Origin of the sequence: Knoellia aerolata DSM 18566 (assembly GCF_000768695.1) — a bacterium.
GTDB classification, from domain to species: domain Bacteria; phylum Actinomycetota; class Actinomycetes; order Actinomycetales; family Dermatophilaceae; genus Knoellia; species Knoellia aerolata.
The window spans coordinates 1-17,222 of the sequence record NZ_AVPL01000065.1 but is presented as its reverse complement, the minus strand read 5'-3'; the positions used below and the strand labels follow the sequence as shown (position 1 = coordinate 17,222).

20 protein-coding genes are annotated in these 17,222 nt (G+C 65.3%); 16 read left to right on the top strand and 4 right to left on the bottom strand.

Annotated features, from left to right (window positions below; translation table 11 throughout):
- Positions 1-243: 243 nt before the first annotated feature.
- The 6 genes from N801_RS16435 (at position 244) to N801_RS20825 (ending at position 4,880) form a co-directional block, all read left to right on the top strand.
- Positions 244-921: a hypothetical protein gene (locus tag N801_RS16435; protein WP_035940167.1), complete on the top strand. Its 678-nt coding sequence runs from the start codon at positions 244-246 to the stop codon at positions 919-921.
- A 529-nt stretch (positions 922-1,450) separates the two neighbouring features.
- Positions 1,451-1,768: a hypothetical protein gene (locus N801_RS16430; protein ID WP_156996840.1), complete on the top strand. Its 318-nt coding sequence runs from the start codon at positions 1,451-1,453 to the stop codon at positions 1,766-1,768.
- Between the two features lie 121 nt (positions 1,769-1,889).
- Complete coding sequence (locus N801_RS16425) at positions 1,890-2,759, top strand: nuclease-related domain-containing protein (RefSeq protein ID WP_245618491.1); 870 nt, start codon at positions 1,890-1,892, stop codon at positions 2,757-2,759.
- Between the two features lie 126 nt (positions 2,760-2,885).
- Positions 2,886-3,218: a hypothetical protein gene (locus N801_RS20830; RefSeq protein ID WP_156996839.1), complete on the top strand. Its 333-nt coding sequence runs from the start codon at positions 2,886-2,888 to the stop codon at positions 3,216-3,218.
- Positions 3,219-3,277: 59 nt separating this feature from the next.
- The gene (locus N801_RS21915; protein ID WP_369323928.1) at positions 3,278-3,757 is read left to right on the top strand and encodes a DUF6584 family protein; all 480 of its coding nucleotides are present in this window, start codon (positions 3,278-3,280) and stop codon (positions 3,755-3,757) included.
- 622 nt (positions 3,758-4,379) lie between these two features.
- A complete protein-coding gene (locus tag N801_RS20825; RefSeq protein WP_156996837.1) occupies positions 4,380-4,880 on the top strand; it encodes a hypothetical protein in 501 nt (166 codons plus the stop codon).
- Positions 4,881-5,467: 587 nt separating this feature from the next.
- Here N801_RS20825 and N801_RS16420 read toward each other — a convergent pair.
- A complete protein-coding gene (locus tag N801_RS16420) occupies positions 5,468-5,827 on the bottom strand; it encodes a hypothetical protein (protein ID WP_156996835.1) in 360 nt (119 codons plus the stop codon).
- Between the two features lie 275 nt (positions 5,828-6,102).
- Between N801_RS16420 and N801_RS16415 the strand changes: the two genes are divergently transcribed.
- From N801_RS16415 to N801_RS16390, 6 genes are all read left to right on the top strand, one after another.
- Positions 6,103-6,483 carry a hypothetical protein gene (locus N801_RS16415; protein WP_035940158.1) on the top strand — a complete coding sequence of 127 codons (381 nt, stop codon included), beginning with the start codon at positions 6,103-6,105 and terminating at the stop codon, positions 6,481-6,483.
- A 183-nt stretch (positions 6,484-6,666) separates the two neighbouring features.
- Positions 6,667-6,939 (top strand): hypothetical protein, encoded by a 273-nt coding sequence (locus N801_RS16410; RefSeq protein ID WP_156996833.1) that lies wholly within the window; start codon positions 6,667-6,669, stop codon positions 6,937-6,939.
- 100 nt (positions 6,940-7,039) lie between these two features.
- Positions 7,040-7,246, top strand: a complete 207-nt coding sequence (locus N801_RS16405; RefSeq protein WP_035940154.1) for a hypothetical protein — start codon at positions 7,040-7,042, stop codon at positions 7,244-7,246.
- A gap of 1,285 nt (positions 7,247-8,531) precedes the next feature.
- Positions 8,532-9,446: a hypothetical protein gene (locus N801_RS16400; RefSeq protein ID WP_035940151.1), complete on the top strand. Its 915-nt coding sequence runs from the start codon at positions 8,532-8,534 to the stop codon at positions 9,444-9,446.
- A 69-nt stretch (positions 9,447-9,515) separates the two neighbouring features.
- Complete coding sequence (locus tag N801_RS16395; RefSeq protein ID WP_245618490.1) at positions 9,516-10,805, top strand: BAR domain-containing protein; 1,290 nt, start codon at positions 9,516-9,518, stop codon at positions 10,803-10,805.
- Positions 10,806-10,918: 113 nt separating this feature from the next.
- Complete coding sequence (locus N801_RS16390) at positions 10,919-12,274, top strand: SNIPE associated domain-containing protein (RefSeq protein ID WP_245618489.1); 1,356 nt, start codon at positions 10,919-10,921, stop codon at positions 12,272-12,274.
- 151 nt (positions 12,275-12,425) lie between these two features.
- Here the strand turns inward: N801_RS16390 and N801_RS16385 are convergent, their stop codons facing one another.
- From N801_RS16385 to N801_RS16375, 3 genes are all read right to left on the bottom strand, one after another.
- A complete protein-coding gene (locus N801_RS16385) occupies positions 12,426-13,166 on the bottom strand; it encodes an LLM class flavin-dependent oxidoreductase (protein ID WP_245618488.1) in 741 nt (246 codons plus the stop codon).
- Positions 13,167-13,444: 278 nt separating this feature from the next.
- Positions 13,445-14,221: a DUF7669 domain-containing protein gene (locus N801_RS20820; RefSeq protein WP_156996831.1), complete on the bottom strand. Its 777-nt coding sequence runs from the start codon at positions 14,219-14,221 to the stop codon at positions 13,445-13,447.
- A gap of 94 nt (positions 14,222-14,315) precedes the next feature.
- A complete protein-coding gene (locus tag N801_RS16375; RefSeq protein WP_035940143.1) occupies positions 14,316-14,999 on the bottom strand; it encodes a hypothetical protein in 684 nt (227 codons plus the stop codon).
- A gap of 147 nt (positions 15,000-15,146) precedes the next feature.
- Between N801_RS16375 and N801_RS20815 the strand changes: the two genes are divergently transcribed.
- The 4 genes from N801_RS20815 to N801_RS16365 all read left to right on the top strand — a co-directional run.
- Positions 15,147-15,674 (top strand): hypothetical protein, encoded by a 528-nt coding sequence (locus N801_RS20815; RefSeq protein WP_156996830.1) that lies wholly within the window; start codon positions 15,147-15,149, stop codon positions 15,672-15,674.
- 128 nt (positions 15,675-15,802) lie between these two features.
- The gene (locus N801_RS21910; protein ID WP_369323930.1) at positions 15,803-15,985 is read left to right on the top strand and encodes a DUF6000 family protein; all 183 of its coding nucleotides are present in this window, start codon (positions 15,803-15,805) and stop codon (positions 15,983-15,985) included.
- Positions 15,986-16,103: 118 nt separating this feature from the next.
- Positions 16,104-16,568: a hypothetical protein gene (locus N801_RS16370; RefSeq protein WP_035940141.1), complete on the top strand. Its 465-nt coding sequence runs from the start codon at positions 16,104-16,106 to the stop codon at positions 16,566-16,568.
- A 124-nt stretch (positions 16,569-16,692) separates the two neighbouring features.
- On the top strand, positions 16,693-17,222 hold a 530-nt coding region (locus N801_RS16365), incomplete at its 3' end, for a hypothetical protein (protein ID WP_035940140.1).

The window sequence follows — 17,222 nt, the reverse complement described above, 5'->3', positions numbered from 1 at the left end:
GCCGAAGTGACGCACACGTAGTGAGCCGCTGGTTCTAGGTGTCTGGCTCGCGCTCATCGCGGCTTCCATGTCGGCGATCCGATGGACCGAATCTACGACGGATACGTCTCCGATTAGTGCTCATACAAATAGATTCGGTCCGCGGACTATCGGCGTAAGCATTTTCTTGCGTGGGCTGTCTGCATGTTGATGATTGGAGGTCAGCAGCCCGCCGGGCTGAACGACGAAGAGGACACCCCACCCATGAGCAACCTCCGCCCGGCCCTGGCCTACACCGCGCCCTCCGACCGAGAGGGATCCGACGACTACTTGGTCAGTCACGGCTTCTTCCGCTGGGATGACTCCACCGAGACCGAGGTCGACCTCGCCCGCAGCCCCGACGAGCGGCCGGTCCTGTGTCGGCAGCTCGCGTGGGCCGAGGTCACCGATGCCGAGGCACATGGTGAGGAACGACGCCTGCAGATGCCCCAGGCGTTCATCCTCGAGAGCTTCTCGATCCTGGGTCCCGATCTGCCGTGGCAGGCGGCCGTGGTGGGGCTGATCCTCGAGCGCGTTGGGTCGGTCAGGGTGATCGCCGACTCCGAACTGAACGTGAAGTCATGGTTCGAACGGCAGATGTCCGGTGACGGGTGGAAGTCGATCTATCCCCGCATGGACCGACTGCGCGACGTGGACCACCTCCGTGGAGCCCTAGGTCCGCACGCACCGTCCGAGATGATGCGGTGGCTGCCTACCAGCGCCATCCGCGACTGGTGCCGGGCCGGCGAGCAGGCTCGGGCTCTTCGCAATGACCGCGGCAAGTCGTTTGGTGCGATTGCCGACTCTCTTGCTGCGGCGGGATACATGAACAGGAATGGCCGTGTCACTTGGTACCCAGAACTCGCCCGCAAGGCCTACGAGGACACCGGCGAGCAGTGGTGAACCGGCGTCAGGTTCGTCAAGCCCGAGCCCTCGGCAGGCTCAGCACCACCGCCAACGCCACACTGAGCCGACACGCCAAAGACCGGGCCGCAGAACTTGGGTTCAGCTGTGACGAGGTCCTGCAATGCGTGGCACGCCCTGAGCAGACCTACAGTTCTCCGCACCGGTATGGCCCCGATCGACGCGTCTACCAACGTGGTCCAGTCGCTGTGGTCGTCCACGAGGGGTCCAGGATCGTCATCACGGTGTTGCTCCGCACGACCCGCGCGTGGACGCATCACACTGACTCTCGCCGCACCCTTGCCTCATGACGGCGCCCCGCGAAAACCCGCTGTCACTCGCTTCAAATCGTCGAAACGAGGCAGGTGCCGCGCCAGCAACGATCCAGCCAGACGCCGGCTTCGGGCGGGCGTGCCAACCTCTTCTCATGTCTCCATGGGCAGCGCGAGCCGATTGTGGCGGATACGTCGCGACACTCAGAGGGCAGGTGGTCCTGTTCACGGGAAGGAGCAGGATCCACGGTACGCACGTGCTGCGTCGGCAGTTGTTCGACGCGGTTCGAATGCAGGGCGGAACACCACTGTCCGGTACCCGCAACACCCGGGTATCGATCTTGGTCCTCGGGGAGCTGTTGCCCGAGGTCGTGACTGACCCCGTGAACGTGCGCAGCCAGAAACTCGTCTACGTCGATGAGCAACGGCGCGCCGGAAACCACATATGCATCGTTGACGACCTCGGGATCGCCGACCTGCTCGGAGGGCGGCGAGCGTCGTGCCGCCGCTCACGGCTGCTGCACGATGAACTGATCGAGGTCTCCGGACGAAGTCTTGAGATGCCGCGGTCGTAGGCACCTCTGACCGGAACGCGCGCCGCGGACTCACCCGACGGCAGGACCGCTCGCGGCGCAATGCGGCGACAAACCATGCGGTCTCGCCTTCTTGGAAAGCCGTTCACCGTACGGTAGCGGTGTGGACGGGGGAGCCGACGAGAAGCGCATGCGCCTGAGGTACGCCGGCGCCTGTCGGGTGTGTGGGGTCGAGCTCCCCGCCAAGGTCGAGGCAGTCTACGAGCGGACAACGAAGACGGTCCGGTGCGTCAGTCACGACGTCTACCCGGCTGTCGAACCCGCTGTCGTGGAAGTCGTCGAACCCGCTGTCGTGGAAGTCGTCGCCCCTGGTGTCGTGGAAGTCGTTGAGTCTGGTACCGCGGGAGCCTCAGCGCGTCGAGAGTTCGAGCGGCGCAAGGCAAAGCGTGAAGAACGCATTAGGACCAAGCACCCCAAACTCGGCGGGCTGATGCTCGCGGTGAGCGAGGAACAGCAGTCCACGACCGCTTGGGACATCGGCGCGCTGGGAGAAGAGAAACTCGGCAAGGGCCTGAACCGGCTTGCCTCAGACAGGCTACGGCTGCTGCATGACCGGCGTATCCCAAGAAGCACGGCGAACATCGACCACCTGGCCGTGACCGCCAGCGGCGTCTACGTCATCGATGCCAAGAAGTACCGGGGGCGTCCTCACCTCAAGATCGAAGGTGGCCTCTTCCGGCCTCGCGTTGAACGACTGATCGTCGGCTCTCGCGACTGCACCAAACTCGTCGACGGAGTGCTCAAGCAGGTCGACGTCGTGCGCGGCCTGCTCGACGACGATGTCCCCGTCCATGGAGTGCTTTGCTTTGTCGAAGCAGACTGGCCACTGATCGGCGGGACTTTCACGACCCGCGGCGTGCAGACATTGTGGCCAAAGAAGCTCTATCCCAAGCTCCAGGCAGAAGGACCTTTCACCGCCGACGCCGTTGCCGAGATCCACCTAAGGCTCGCACACGCGCTACGACCAGCCTGAAATCGCACGCCCGCCCTGAACGCGGCGGTTAGACGCACCTCGGGACCTAGGCCTGAAGAGCGGATCGCGGCATGAGCGGTTCTTTATTGTGGGGACGTCGGCGGGCTGAGTCCGTAATCTCGGTCCATGCGACGACGGACTCCACAGGAGAAGAAGGCGCTCAGTCTGGAGAGAGACGGACGCAACGTCTATGGGGAGAATGACAAGGGTTCGCGAAAGAACATCCCGAGGGCCAAAGCGCGTGTGAACCGCGCTAATCGCCGTGCGGATTCAGTTGCACTCTCGGGGGCAGAAGGAGCGCCTGACGAGGAGCTGAACACGGTCGCCCAGGATCGCCTGGAGGGCCGCCGCCGGAAGATCTGGCGCAAGGTGCCTGATCAGGCGCTTGGCAAGAAACTGGCCCGCCGGGACGGCACAGAGGCCGCAGGCTTCGATCCATCCCGTCAAGGTACGCACTGAAAGCGCCCGCTGCGCGGCATGTGCGTATTGGCGGCTGTCACTGATGCGATGCTCTGGGCATGGGCGCTGAGGGCGGGTCGCGTCGTAGCAGTGGCCTGGTTCGCGCCCGGGCGGACCTTAGTGCCGGTGACCCCGCTGCAGCGCGGCACCGGCTCAAGGGGTACTTGGTCGACCGGCCGACCGACCTGGAGGCTCGTCGACTGCTGGCCCAGGCCTACCGCATGGATGGGCAGCTCGACGCCGCCGGGCTCTGGGGCTACTTGGAGGCACATGCGGCGACTGCCGAAGAGCGTGCAGCGTTCGAGCATTCATGCGTGCACCGCCGAGGTCCGCGCTGGGTGGCGACCAGCACCCTGGCGGCACTGAAGTGGCCGGCTGGTACCGCGGTACCTGACAGCGACGCAGACCAAGCGCTGGCGCGGCTGCGCGTAGCTGCTGCGGCGGAGAGGACCGCATGGGAGTCGGTCATGAATCCGGCTCCCTTACGGATCGCCGAGCGTCTCGCACGGCACCTCCGAGCGGTCCGTCGAGCAAAGTGAGCAAGGCTCGGCGACGCTCGGATTGACTCAGGCCCCAGGCCGATGTCTTCAAGGTCGCGCACCCACGGCGGCATGAGCGGAAACCCGGAGGCGGGGAGTGCGGCGTCAGTGGCGAGGTTGACGCGCCAGATGCCTAGCATGTTGGGTCCTACGGGTGACTGCTACGTCAAGCTCCTTCGACGGACAAGCGACCAATGACCTGGAGAAGATCCTCTTCTTGGTGCGTGATGACGCCACTCCAGCGAACAGTTACGCATGGCGCATCTGGCCCGCAGGTACTTCGTTCTACATCAAGTCCACAGCGCCGGGCCTCACGGATATGAAGCTCAGCCTGCACGGTCCACGACCCGAAAACCCAGGACCAGGGCCGTGGCTGAAGATCGGGCGGGACTCCAGCGTGGATGGCAACACTGGGCTGGCCGTCGGTCGATGGAACCTTCCGATTTGGTTTGCCGGTCGCGAGATCCAGTCCAACGTGCGGCACTGCGTCAGGTTCAGATTCGATTGGACGATGTTCAGGTCCGGCGTTCCATCAGGCCCGAACCCAGGCGACGTCAGACGACCCGATCGGGCGCAATCGGGGGTGGTGCGGCACGCGCCACGTCTTGGACATGCCTTGGACGTGGACCTGTTCATCAGTACGGATCGTCCGCGCTGGCCGAACGAATCACGGGCAAAGGCGGCCAACGCCACCTTAGGCCCGATCCGCAACAAATCCGGACAGTGGCTCACTGGCGAGATCCACGAACGCGACATGTCCCGGACGCCCACATGGCATCAGGCCGTGGCGCCAAACCTGGAACGCACAGCAACCGTGACTCGGGGGCTCGGGCTGGGTGTTGACAGTGAACAAGTGCTCTGGGTCAACGAGGTCGCGCTGAACCAAGTCGATCTCGCTGTAATCGACCGAATGGATGAAGAGTCTGCCCGGGCGGCGACAACCGCTATACCCGCCCCGTTCCAAAGTCGGAGTTTTCAACGTGACATGACGCCGGCCGACGAACGGTTTGGGTTTGCGACAAGCAACGTCGTACGTGCTCTCAATCATGCGACCGCGGCGAGCGGCAATTCGCTTAGAGCGGATCACGGACGCACTCCAGCAGGCGGTGCGGGTTCGTCCTAAGAGATGGATGTGCTTCACGGTTGCACCCAACGGCATGTCCGGACGCTGTCGCACGGAGCTTCGCAGACCAGCGCGCGTTGCTCTGGCTCACTCCCCTGACGTCCCCTAGGCTTTGCCGATGGGGTGGAGACGGTTCGCTTTTGTGGCCGTAGCGCTGAGCGCTGTCGCCGTGACCCCTACGGGGTGCGTCAATCGCGCCTCAGAGGGAGCGCTCGAGGGCGACATCACCAACGCCTATGGCCGTGCCGACTCAGTCCAGCTCGAACTAAGCGTTGCCTCGTGCAACAAAAGCCCACGAGCCGAGGTCGAGGAGACCACGACATATGTGCGACTCCGAGCCATCCTCTCGAGCCCGATGGGTGACAGTGAGGGTGACTGCTTGGACAGCGTTCGCGTCACCCTGCAATCACCGCTCGGCGACCGCAGGATTCTCGACAGCGAGGGCCAACTCATCCCACTAGCCCCCGCCGAGAGGTGACGCGCGTCAGCACCCCCCATGCAGCATGACAGGTCGTTCCAGTTGGACTGCTCGTTGCCACGGCCATCGATGAGCGAAGGCCCCAGATTTCGCGGGTATTTCCCGGGGGTCAGTGGCGTGGACGGCTGGCCTCGATGGCTGCCTGCTCGCACATGGTGCCGGTCTGGTTGTCCGTGAATACCGCGGTCACGTCCGTTCCCTGCTTGGTCGCGACCGCACCCAGCAGCCGGCACATGGCTTGGACCTCCTCTGTGGTGGCGAGCCCGGAGGTGTCGCTGACGGGCTGATTCGCTGAGCTGTTCGCGGCATCTTGCGCGCTGCTCGCCGCCGAGCACGAGGCGAACATGGTGATGAGCAGAATGATGATGACGCCGGTCGACAGCCGTGCCGGCGTCAGTTTTCGCGAGAGTTCACTGTTGTCTACAGGCGGGTTCGGCTGCGCTGCGGGCGGGTTCGCTGGTGTGGTCATGGTGTCCCCCGTGATGGTGGCGGCCGCATGGCCACGGCTGTGTTCAGGCGTCAGAGTAGGACAGCGAATGCCGTCAAGGCGGCAAATCGCCGAGGACTCACTGGAGCTTCTCGCGCACCAGGTCGGCGCCGCCGGTCACCCTCCCGCAGATCCGAACGCCTCCCTGGCCCGCCCTATCCGCGGCAATTGAGGACGTTGCCGGCCCCGCTGGGGGGCCTTCTCCCGGCATCCCACGGATCGGCTCGTGGAAGGAGGGACTGTGCAACTATCCAGCCATGAGCAATGGGGGCGCTGACGGACCGAGTGTTGTCCCGGGAGTCACTGAGCTGCGGCAGCTCGGCTTCGAACCGGTAGAGGAGTACACCGGGGTGCTCCTGGTGGCGGAGATGTGGCCGGACGAACACCGGCGCTTCGTGCCCGAGACACGGGAGCTGCGGCTGGAGGACGAGCCCCAGCTCGGCGGACTCCTCTGGTTGTTGCGATCCCCGTGGACGGGCTGGACGCTGCGCGAAACGTTCGCCGCCATGTGGAGGTGGCTAGAACGCCCCGAAGTTGATTACGACGCCGACTTCATGCTCGCCGGGGTGGCTGACTTCCTCCGTTGGGATGAGCGCGAAGCCCGTAAGTGGCGCCCCGAAGGGAACGGGCTGGGATAGTAGTCCACACTCTGCGAACAGTCCGGGTGCGGCAGATCCGGACGTTCCCGGCCTTGAGCAGAGGGGTGCTCCCGCGTGGGCCGCTACGGTCAGAACGTGAGACTTCGCCGGACCCCGGGAGTGATAGCGGTCGTGGCCTGCGTGTTCCTCGCCTCGAGGGGGTGCGACGGTCGGAGCCGATCCGTGTTTGCGGCCTACGGCGATCCCGAGTCCACGCGCTTAGAGCTCAACGTCGCGTCATGCAACGAGACCCCGACGGCCAAAGTGGTGGAGTCCGACACCGAGGTGCGCGTCCAGGTCACGAGCGGACGTTGGCTGGGTCGCAACGGCGACGACTGCGCCGATGGCGTCGTAGTGACCCTGAACGCGCCGCTCGGCACGCGCACCGTTGTTGACCAGTCGACTGGGGAAACCGTCGAGGTGAGTCCTGCCGACCCGCTTGCCCCTCCGAAGTGACCATGCGCCTAAACGCTTCAGATTCGCGGCAGAAGAGGACGAGTTGGCGACGACGTCGGCTGCGGTCTCGCCGCGCGCTTGGTGCAGTCACAATGTGGGCATGGCCAAGACTCATGAGGTACAGGGCATCGATCATTTGCCGGTTTACCCCATCTCGTCCGAGGAACCTTGGGAGGTCGCCGAGGGCGACTTCATCGACGGCGTTCCCCTTGTGGACGTGCTTCGTCGGATGCGGCCCGATGATCACCTGTACTTCGTGGACTTTTCCAGTGTCCTTGGTCGGACCAAGTTGACGCGTCTGGTGTGACCTGCCGCCCGCACGCCTCACGGTCCGCGGCAGATGCGGGCATTCGCCACCCGGGCGAGCCGGCCCACGCGGATGGCTCAGCTTCACCAGCGTTAGATGGCGAAGAGTGCTGAAGCCACCAGGCTTGCGACGAAACCTAGCGTTGAGCTTCGCCCCAATACCCGGCCGTTGCCTAGGAGATCTAAGCGGGCTGGTGGGGCGGGCGGTGTCTTCGAGAGCGTGATGTTCTCCGCCTCACGCGACGCCGCCAAGCGGCAGTCCACGTAGCCGATCAGACCGGACAACGGAACGAGAACTATGCACATCACAGCAAGGAGATCCGTCGTGAGACCGCGTGGGAGGAGATCCCGAATCAGCAAGTAGTACGGCCATGGAACGAGGGCTGCAGCGACCATCGCACCGATGGCGACGTATGTCCCAAGTGCTTGAAAGGCACCTTTCGGGTCCTCGGCTTCTTGACGCCAGGTCACCTCAGGGTCAGCGCCTCCCTCAGCAATCCGGAAGACAGCAAGCGCCAGCGTGCGATTGAGGTTGAGAATCCGAACCAAGGGGTCCCTGATGCCCCGAGTCGGGAGCGCCGAAGACGCCATGTTCCTCCATCCGCCAACAGTCAAGAGCACTCAAGGATGGTCACGTCCCGTACGCGGCCACACCGTGCAACCTCTCCCAAGGCCCAGGGTGAAGCGCGATGGCAGTTTAGAGGAGCCTCGGCGATTGCCCGCCACGTTTGCCCGTCCTTGTCACGCTTACACGCCTTGCGTCCAGAACGGCCGAGGAGCAGGGACCGCAACGCACGCTCATCGGCAGATCCGGTAGACGGCGAACGCCGACTGGCGGCGGAATGGGACACCTTCGACATACGCCTCCTCTGCACATCGGCTCCCGCGTGACTGCCATCTCGTCCTAGCCTTCACCCCTCCTGCCCGACAGGCGGCGAAGACGCGCTCATCGTGCAACCTCGGATCCGCTGCCCCAGTTGACGGCATTTGAACGCTATCGGCGTGTAGTCGAGGTCGGGCGCGGGCCCGGCAGCGGCGTTGGCGCCGGCGTCGCTCACAGTCGTTGACCGGCCGCATGCCGGCTGGCTGCGATGGCGGGGTACCTGGGCCTAGAGCAGTTCGTGCGTTGACCCTGCGCAGCTTGCACGTGCGCTCCGGGTCCCCTGGAACTGGGTGCGGTTGTCGGTTGGTTCTCATAGCCTTGGCTTGAGCGACGGGGTTTGCCGTCGCACGGGGTGTTGGGGGGACCTGCCGCCACCGGGTCGCGGCTGCTGAGGAGTCAATCGATGGGTTTCAGAGACTGGATGCGTCGGGCGACGAGCCGTGAGACCGAGCCTGAAGCGGTTGCGACGGGTGGCGGGCAGAACGTCGGTGACGTCGACGACGCCGTGACGTTCACGATGACGGTTCAGGTCGGGCCGGACTGGGGTTCGGGTGAGCCGATGAAGATGGTCGGCACGACCACGGAGGCTGCGGACGAGTGCCGGCACATGTTCGCGTTCAAGGGCCTCCCGGACGGCGGCCACTTCGAGTCGCCGGCGACGCTTGTGGCGGTCGGGGCGGAGGGGCGCGCGGACCCAGTCGTGGCAGTGCACGTCGACGGTGCCCGCGTCGGGTTCTTGCCCGGGTTCATGGCTGCGCTTGTCAACCCGGACAACAAGCCGCTGAGCGGTGCGGCGGCGGCTGCGCAAGTGCATATGTGGGGCGCACACGTCGGGGACGGGATGCGAGTCATCGGCTGGGTTGCCGCCGGGTCTGCGCCCGTGTCGTGGCCGCACAGTGAGGCGAACCCGGCTGCCGTGACTGTGGAGGAGCAGCGCGCTGAAGCAGCGGCCAGCACGGCCAGCATGATTCGCGAGGCGCTCGAAGGTGACGACCCGCGCCGTGCCGAGGAGTTCCGTCGTGGCCTGGTAGACGGAGTGCACTACCTACAGACGATCGAGCCGATCAAGCAGCTCAAGCGTGAAGGAAAGCTCGAGGAGGCACTCGAACTCTGCTACCGGGCTATCGAGGGTGCCGAGGCTGACCGGGAGGATCGGGAGCCTGCGCCTTGGTACACCGAGCAGGCCGCCATCATCCATCGCAAACGGGGCGAGCGTGAGCAGGAGGTAGCGGTGCTGCGCCGCTGGCTCGACGTGTGTCCGCCGGACCGCCGAGCAGGTTCGGCGGCACAGGTTCGGCTCGACAAACTCGTCGACTGAAGACATCTACCGGCCGTCGACGCCGACGGCCGCGACTACCGTGGTCAGGCAGCCGACGAGGCAGCCGACGTGAAAGGTGTGGGAATGGCAAAACGGGGGTTTTTCGCGGAGCTGAACTACCAAGCTCAGCAGGCGGAGAAGAGGCAACGTCAGCAGCAAGCCGCAGCAGGCCGTGCGCACGACGCGGCGGTACGCGCGTCGGACCGCGCTAGGAAGGCCGCCGAGCGCGCCCGACTGACGGCACAGCGCGCGAACGAAGCCGACCGCAAGGCTGCCGAGAAAGAAGCCAAGAGGCTCCACGTCGAGGCACGCGAAGCAGAGGTCGAAGAGATGAACTCGGCCCTCGTGTCCACCTACGAGGAGATCGACCGGCTCCTCGAGACAACCCTGGAGGTGGACGACTACGTCGACCTCGAGACGTTGAAGGCGCCCGCCGTCCACCCTGACTTCGCGCCGGGGGCGCTAGCCGAGCCCATCAGGCCCCCGCTGGCACCCGCACTGCGAAACGCTCCTATCTACCGCGAGCCCGAAGCACCGAAGGGATTGGCCGGTGCGTTCGGCGGCAAGAAGAAGCATGCAACTGCCATCGAGGTCGCCAAGGCTGAGCACGAGAAGTCCACGAGGGCGCACCAGTCCTACGTCGTCGAGCGGACAGCCGAGCACGACCGGGCGATGGAGAAGCACGCGGCAGCCGAGCAGGACCGGCTGGCGAAGTTGGCGAAGGCGCAGGAGCGCTACCAGGCCGAGTGCCAGCAGCGCGAGGTCGACGCCCAGGCGCGAAACGAGGAGCTGACGAAGTTCATCAACGACCTTGCCTTCGACGTCCCGACCGCGATCGAGGAGTACGTCGGCATCGTGTTGTCGAACTCCGTGTACCCGGACGCGTTCCCGGTGGAGCACGACCACTCGTTCGACCTGTCCACCCGCGAACTCACCATGAGGGTGTTTGTGCCTGAGCCGTCGGTGCTGCCGACGGTGAAGGAGTACCGGTACGTGAAGGCGAAGGACGAGATCGTCGCCACCCAGCTGACCGCGAAGGCGCAGAAGGACCGCTACTCCGCTGCTGTGCACGAGACGGCGTTGCGGACGCTGGACGAGATCTTCGAGGCTGACCGTGCCGGGAAGATCCAGTCCATCGCCTTGACGGTCGGCGTGAACCGCGTCGCGCCGGCCACCGGCCTGCCAGAGACCGTGCCGCTGGTCCAGGTCGCGGCCGGCCGCGACACGTTCAGCCAGTTCAACCTCGCCGACGTCGTGCCCGTTGAGACGCTCAAGCACCTGGGTGGGGCGCTGTCGAAGAACCCGTTCGACCTGCTCCCGGCTGACACTGGCCGCGGCGTGCGGCAGCAAGGGAAGTGATGCGGTTCAACTCTCCGCCCGGGTGGCCGCAGCCGCCGGAAGGATGGGTGCCGCCGGCAGGGTGGAAGCCGGACCCTTTGTGGCCCGACCCACCGGAGGGATGGCAGGTCTGGTTGCCGGACGGCGACGTCGACGCAGGCTTGGAGGGTGAGCCGGCCGCATCCGAACCGGGGTGGGACCCGCTATTCGACCCGATGCCGGCGCTGGCCGATGACGTCAGTGCGACCGCCGACGCGGCCAACAAAGAACCGGCAGCACCGGCGACCGCACCAGCGAGCACACCGGTGACCGTTCCCGCGCCTGCATCGTCCACGGCCGCCACGCCGTCCTCCGCAGCACCCGTGGGCGGTGATGCTGCGCTCCTTGCACGGATCCGTGAACTTGAGCGTGCGCTCGCTGTCGCGCGCGCCGGGACCGGCGGGAGCGGAGACGGAGTGGTCGAGCTGAACGACCAGCGGGTGCTGCAGGACGTAGGCATCTACCGCTACCACCACCCGCTCGAGGACGCAGCCGCGTACAAGGACCGGCTCGAGGCGGTCAACGCGCGCATAGACGAGTACGTGAAGACCGGCCGGGCCGTCCTTGCGTCCGACATGTTCACGTTCGACGGATCCCTCGCCAAAGGCCGCAAGATGACCGCGGACTTCTCCAAGCTGATGCTCCGCGCATACAACGCGGAGGCGGACAACTGCGTCCGTTCGCTGCGCTCCGGCAACGTCCGCACGGCCGTAGCGCGGCTGGAGCGGGCGATGGCGGCCATCGAGCGGCTCGGCGCCATCATGGAGATGCGCGTCAACCCGGACTACCACCAGGTACGCGTGGAGGAGCTCGAGCTCACCGCGGACTTCCAGATGAAGGTCCAGGAAGAACGAGAACGCGCCCGGGAGGAGCGCGCCGAGCTCAAGGAGCAGCAGCGGGTCGAGAGGGAGCTCGCGGCTGAGCGCGAGAAGCTCGACAAGGAGCGTGCGCACTACCTGGGGGTCCTGGAGGCCTTGCGTGCGAAGGGCGACGACGCGGCGGTCGCGGAGCTTGAGGGGCGGCTGCACGACATCGACGCCGCCATCGAGGCCAACGACTACCGGGCCGCGAACATTCGTGCCGGGTACATCTACGTCATCTCGAACGTCGGTGCACTGGGCCCAAACGTGGTGAAGATCGGCATGACGCGCCGGCTGGAGCCCCGCGACCGTGTCCGGGAGCTTGGGGATGCGTCGGTGCCGTTCCTCTACGACACGCACGCATTGTTCTTCTCCGAGGACGCCATCACGTTGGAGAACGAGCTGCACAAGGCCTTCGCCGACCGGCGTGTGAACCACGTCAACGCACGCCGCGAGTTTTTCTTCGCCACGCCGGCAGAGGTGCGCGAGCTCCTGCTCGAGAAGGTTGGCGGCCTGCTCGAGTTCAACGAGAAGCCCGAGGCCCCGGAGTACTTCCAGTCCTGCGGGCTCTGGCCCGCGTTCGATGCTTAAGCATCAACGTCGCACGTGCCGCCACGAGCGGGTTTACGTGGCAGAGGCTAGCGGTCCAAAAACGAGCGTGTTCAGGTGCGAGGTCTCGCGACCCGCCCTGACGGCCATCGCGGCGGTATGACGCAAAGGCCGGACCCGATGAAGCGCTCGGTTACTGGCCAGCCAGCTCGGCGACCATGGGGGCCAATACCTCGGCGGCGTCAGCGCCCAGGACGAAGTAGGAGTAACCGATCTCCTCACGCCGTCGCTGGATCTCCTCGGCAGCGGCTGCTGGGTCATCGGGCAGGACGGCCAGCGAGTCCGCCTCCCGCAACGCGGCCGGATCGGTATCTCGCGCGGACGCCATGAACGGCGCGACAGTGTCGCCGACGACCGGGACGTGCAGCGCGAGCTCGACGTCTCGCACGGCGCGGATGTCGCAGGCCATTCCGGCGACCGCGGCACGGGTGTCGCTGGCAAACGCTGCGATGGTGACGGTGTCGGCGACTGCGACGGCAAGCGCTTGGGCTTTCGGCCCGCGGACAGCCATGACGATCGGCGTGTGGACGCCCGGGCCGTCCAGCTCTCGGAGTGCCGCCACCGTCTCGCGTACCCGGGCGAGCCGCTCGTTCGGGGATGCGCCGGGCATCCCGAGCTGGCGCAGTTCGTCCTCGATCCCGGGCCTGCCGGTGCCGATGCCCATCTCGAAGCGACCCTCGGTGAGCACCGACATCGAGTGCGCCTCCCATGCGGTGCTCCACGCTGGGCGCAGCGGGGACGCGTAGACCCAGGTGCCGACACGCAGGTTCGTGAGAGCCGCTGCCATCGCGAGCGTGGGAGCCGGGGCAGGCTGCCAGTGCGGGACATCGGGCATCAGCAGGGTCGAATACCCGCTGTCGGCGATCCGGCGCACCTGGTAGAGCCACGTCGGCACGTCAGTCAGCACCGGGGCAACGACCCCGAATCGAAACGGTCTGGTCATGTCGCTCCATTCACACATGTAGGACGTCAGCAGGATCCGGGCTCCCGGCCTCTCACCAGTACAACGAACGAGGCGAACCCGATACGACGCGCGGCGGTGTAAACCCAGAACGAAGAGCCCGCGTCGCCTGCAAGTCGCGGTAGACGCGCAGCTTCCGCGCCCGGCTGGCGGCGCTGAGAAGCACGTGGGGCGCAGTGCCTGAGGGTCGTTCACTCGTCGGCGGTTACGGCGCCGTCCTCCGAGACCCACCAGACTTTCACGCCGATTTGGTCTAGGCATGGCTTCGTATCGGCATAGAGGCTGCGGTAGGTCACGAACTCGGGGAAGGCCATCACGGCGGTCAGTGACGGTTGGCGGCTCTTGAGTCGGAGGGCAGAAAGCAGGGCGTTGGCGTACCAGGTTCGCGCCTGAGTGGAAGGCTGGGTTGGCTTCTTCTCCTGGGCGCGGGCGGGGTCGGCGTACCGCTTGCTGGGGAAGCCCTTTACCTCCACCCCGATCCTTTCGCTGCCCTTGTTAGCCACGATGTCGGTGCCGTGGGCACGGGACGCTGTGTCGGCCACCGAGAGAATCTGCCACCCATGAGTCGCCAAGTGAGTGACCACCATCGCCTGCACACGGGCCTCGGTGTGCCACTCCGGCTCGTCCGGGGTGGCGGGAGTCGGTGAGGTCGGCGGAACTGACGCAACGAGGCGGTTGGAGCCGCGATCCGTTGAAGCGGGCGGTGCCGGTGCTCGTTGGCGATCGTCAGTCGCCCTGACGTAAACCCCGTGCTGGATACGGGTGATCAAGGGTGATCTGTAACCGAGCGTTCCGCGGTCTGGGGAGGTCGAGTTGGCCGACTGGATATGAGCTCGCAGCGAGGTCTCCTTCACGTCCGGGTAGTGACGTCGGAACCACGACATGATCTCTGCGGCGGTGAACGGCTCAGTCAGAGACTGCACGCACTCGTCCAGCCTGGCCCAGATGGTCTCCTCACCTACGGTCATAGCCTCACGATCCCACTGGTAAGCGGCACCGTCACCGACCTCTACCGAAGTCGCCGAGAGATCACGCGGCGGTGTGACGCGGGTGGCGCGGCGCTTATTCATCGCCCGCGGTGGTCCACCAGACGCTCAGCACGATGTCCCAACCCAAGGAGGCGTCTAGGGAACGGTGCAAGCCCAGACGCACGATCCGGTCGTCGTTCGGCGTGAACGGTCGGCCCGGACTCGGGACCCCCAGCAACGGCCCGAGCGAGTCAATCGCTGGCTTCCAGAGGGTGCTCCAGTTCCTGGCGGGGCTGAGGCGGAACTCGATGTCGATACCGATGGCTCCCGGGATTGGCTCGACCGGCATCGCCAACGCGCAGGCATCTCGGACCTGTTCCTTCCACACTCGGCTAGTCGCCGAGGCCGTTGTTCGGACCACCATGTCCGCTTCCCTGGGTGAAGCGACGGGCCGCGCTCGCGTGACGGACACTGTCGACGAGTCGCCGTGGCGTTTGGTGCCGAACACGGCATCGAACCTTTGCGCCCCAAGGCGCCGGGCAATCGGGAACAGGTAGTTGTCCAGATCGCCGCCGGACATCAAAGGCTTGGACTGCGGTAGACCGACGTGTAGGTCAAGCACCAGATTCCCGTCCGCGTCTGAGAGCGCGAATGCGTCTTCGACCTCATCGAGGAACTTCCTCAGCCTCAGTTGATCGGGGTGATCACGAGCGTTCCAACTCTCCAGCACCGGCGGTCGCTTCAGCTCGACGCCGGCAACGTCGGACGGTCGGTACATACGCTCAGCGTGGCATGTGCCCTGACTCACCAGCCTCCTGCTCAAGGTCGCTGGTGTGCCGAACTCGCGGCGGTATGACGCTGGGTGCGTGGACACAGTGGCGCATCGTTCGCGCCTCGGCAAGACTGCGCTTGGAGGTGGTGTGTCATGGGAGCCCAGCCCGACCTGCGCCTGACATGGAGTTTTCTAAGCGCGCTCGCTGCTCTGTGGGCCTCGCACCCAGGTACTTACAAAGTCAGGGACGAGGCTGACGATCTCATACCCGCGTTGGCTCAGATGTCCATCAAAGCCCTTGCGGCAGAGGTCCGGGAATCCGTGTCTGCCGCTGACCAGCGAGTGGCAATTAAGGGCGAGCTGGCCTTGCCGGGCGGAGCCACATCGCCCGTGACGGTCCGGGACATCGCGAACAAGATCGTGCACGGTTCGCCGGATCGAGTGGAAGTCGCAGACGGCGACATCCGGCTATATTTCGTAAACAGCCCAAACGAGGCGGGCTCCGGCCGCTGGGTCGAGTTGTGGTTTTCCGCGCCGAGCTTCATCAGTGCGATGTATCCGATCCTCCACATCAAGCCCCACGACTCTCCCCGACGAGACACAGCAGTTCGCGATTTCATCGCCCAGTTGGGAGTAGGTCGGTTTCTACCCTCACGTGTGGGAGGTCTCGACGGTCCTTGACTGGCTCATGGGCGGTTCGACGCAGCTCTTGAGACCACTGCTTGAACGAGCGGATCGCGGCGGATGCGGTGGACTTGAAGCCGCCGCGCGGCTCACGGACTACCTCGAACTTGGCTGCCGCAGGTCGAATGTCGGTACGACCAACCATGGCAATGGCAGCCCTGCTGTGTCTCGATGGTTGCGAAGGGTCGGATCACGGGGCACGGTTCGTCACTCCCGGTGGGCTCTGGGAGACATGGTCAGATGGAGTGGTCGACCTTATGGACCAAGTGGCTGGAACCGATGCGCTGTTCGAAGCCATCCGGCTCTGACTTTCATCCTCCCCTGTGTATCGGCAGTAGGCGAGACTGGCCTCGGTCGATAACACTCCCGTATGGAGAATGGCGCGTTCCGATGTGCGGTGCACTTCCGCCCCTACACAATGGCCGCATGACCCGAACCAATAGGGACCAGCGCGACGCCGAGCTGGCGGCGGTTCTCGCCGATGCAGTTCGCGCCGACCGGCTGCAAGCTGCCGACGCATTGAGAGTGATCCGGCACGAAATGCGCCGTCGTAACACGAACCGCAAGGCCACCCTGCCCTACAGGTCTGCCGGTGCTCAGACGGTCATCGACGGGTACGCCGCGCGAGGCGAAATGCCCCCAAAGAACGGATCCGACGACGCTCTGCACGCCGACCACGTCTATGAGTTCGGCGCCGATCAACTGCAGCGCACGATCACAGTCAATGACTGGCACGACGTCCTTACAGCGGCACGTACCGTCGTCGTGGTCACCGCTCGCGAGAACTACACGCTGGAGAAGCTCGAGAACTCAGGCGTGCGCGGCCCGGCGAAGTACGACGCGGCAGGGATCACTTGGGCAGGCGAGCCGCCCGCTTTCGCGTCAGATTGAGTCCGCGTGGCATTGCAGTGACTCAGCAGGCCCGTGGCTGAAGGTTTGAGGTCGCCGGGGCTCAGGTCTGAGCAAGTCGCTTGAGGTGCGCTCGAGCGGAGGCATTTCGCCCTACGATCACGCCATGGTTGACCCAACGATCGTTCTCCAGCCGCGACTACAGATGACCACCGTTACCGCGGCGAAGATTGCTGCGGGACTGGCGTACCAAGTGGGTGGCGTCGTGCGTGAAGTGGGGACAGGCCGCCTCGTCGAACTCTTAAATGAGGCGCCCGATGTGGAAGAAGTTGTTGAGGAGGTCGCCAGGCAAGTCAACAGGATGCGCCTCGTCAGGTTCGACATCTCAAAGATCGAGTTGCCGAAACTGGATGGCATGACAGCCGCCAAGGCCGGTGGGGCGCTCTTGGTGGCAGGCCTTGCTGTCGGAGGCGCCATTTGGGTTGCCGGACGGCGGAAGGAAGACGAGTCTCCAGTACCGGCCGAGGTGGTGGTGGAGGACCTAGTCGACGCAGCCATTGAAGACCCGAAGTGCTTGACGGACTTCCGAGCTTCTTTGAAGGCGTATGTCGAGGCGGGCGCGGACGGTGCTCTCACTCCCGAAACCATCGGCGATCTCGTGACCGGCGGGACTGCTGCACCGATAGGTGACAGGTT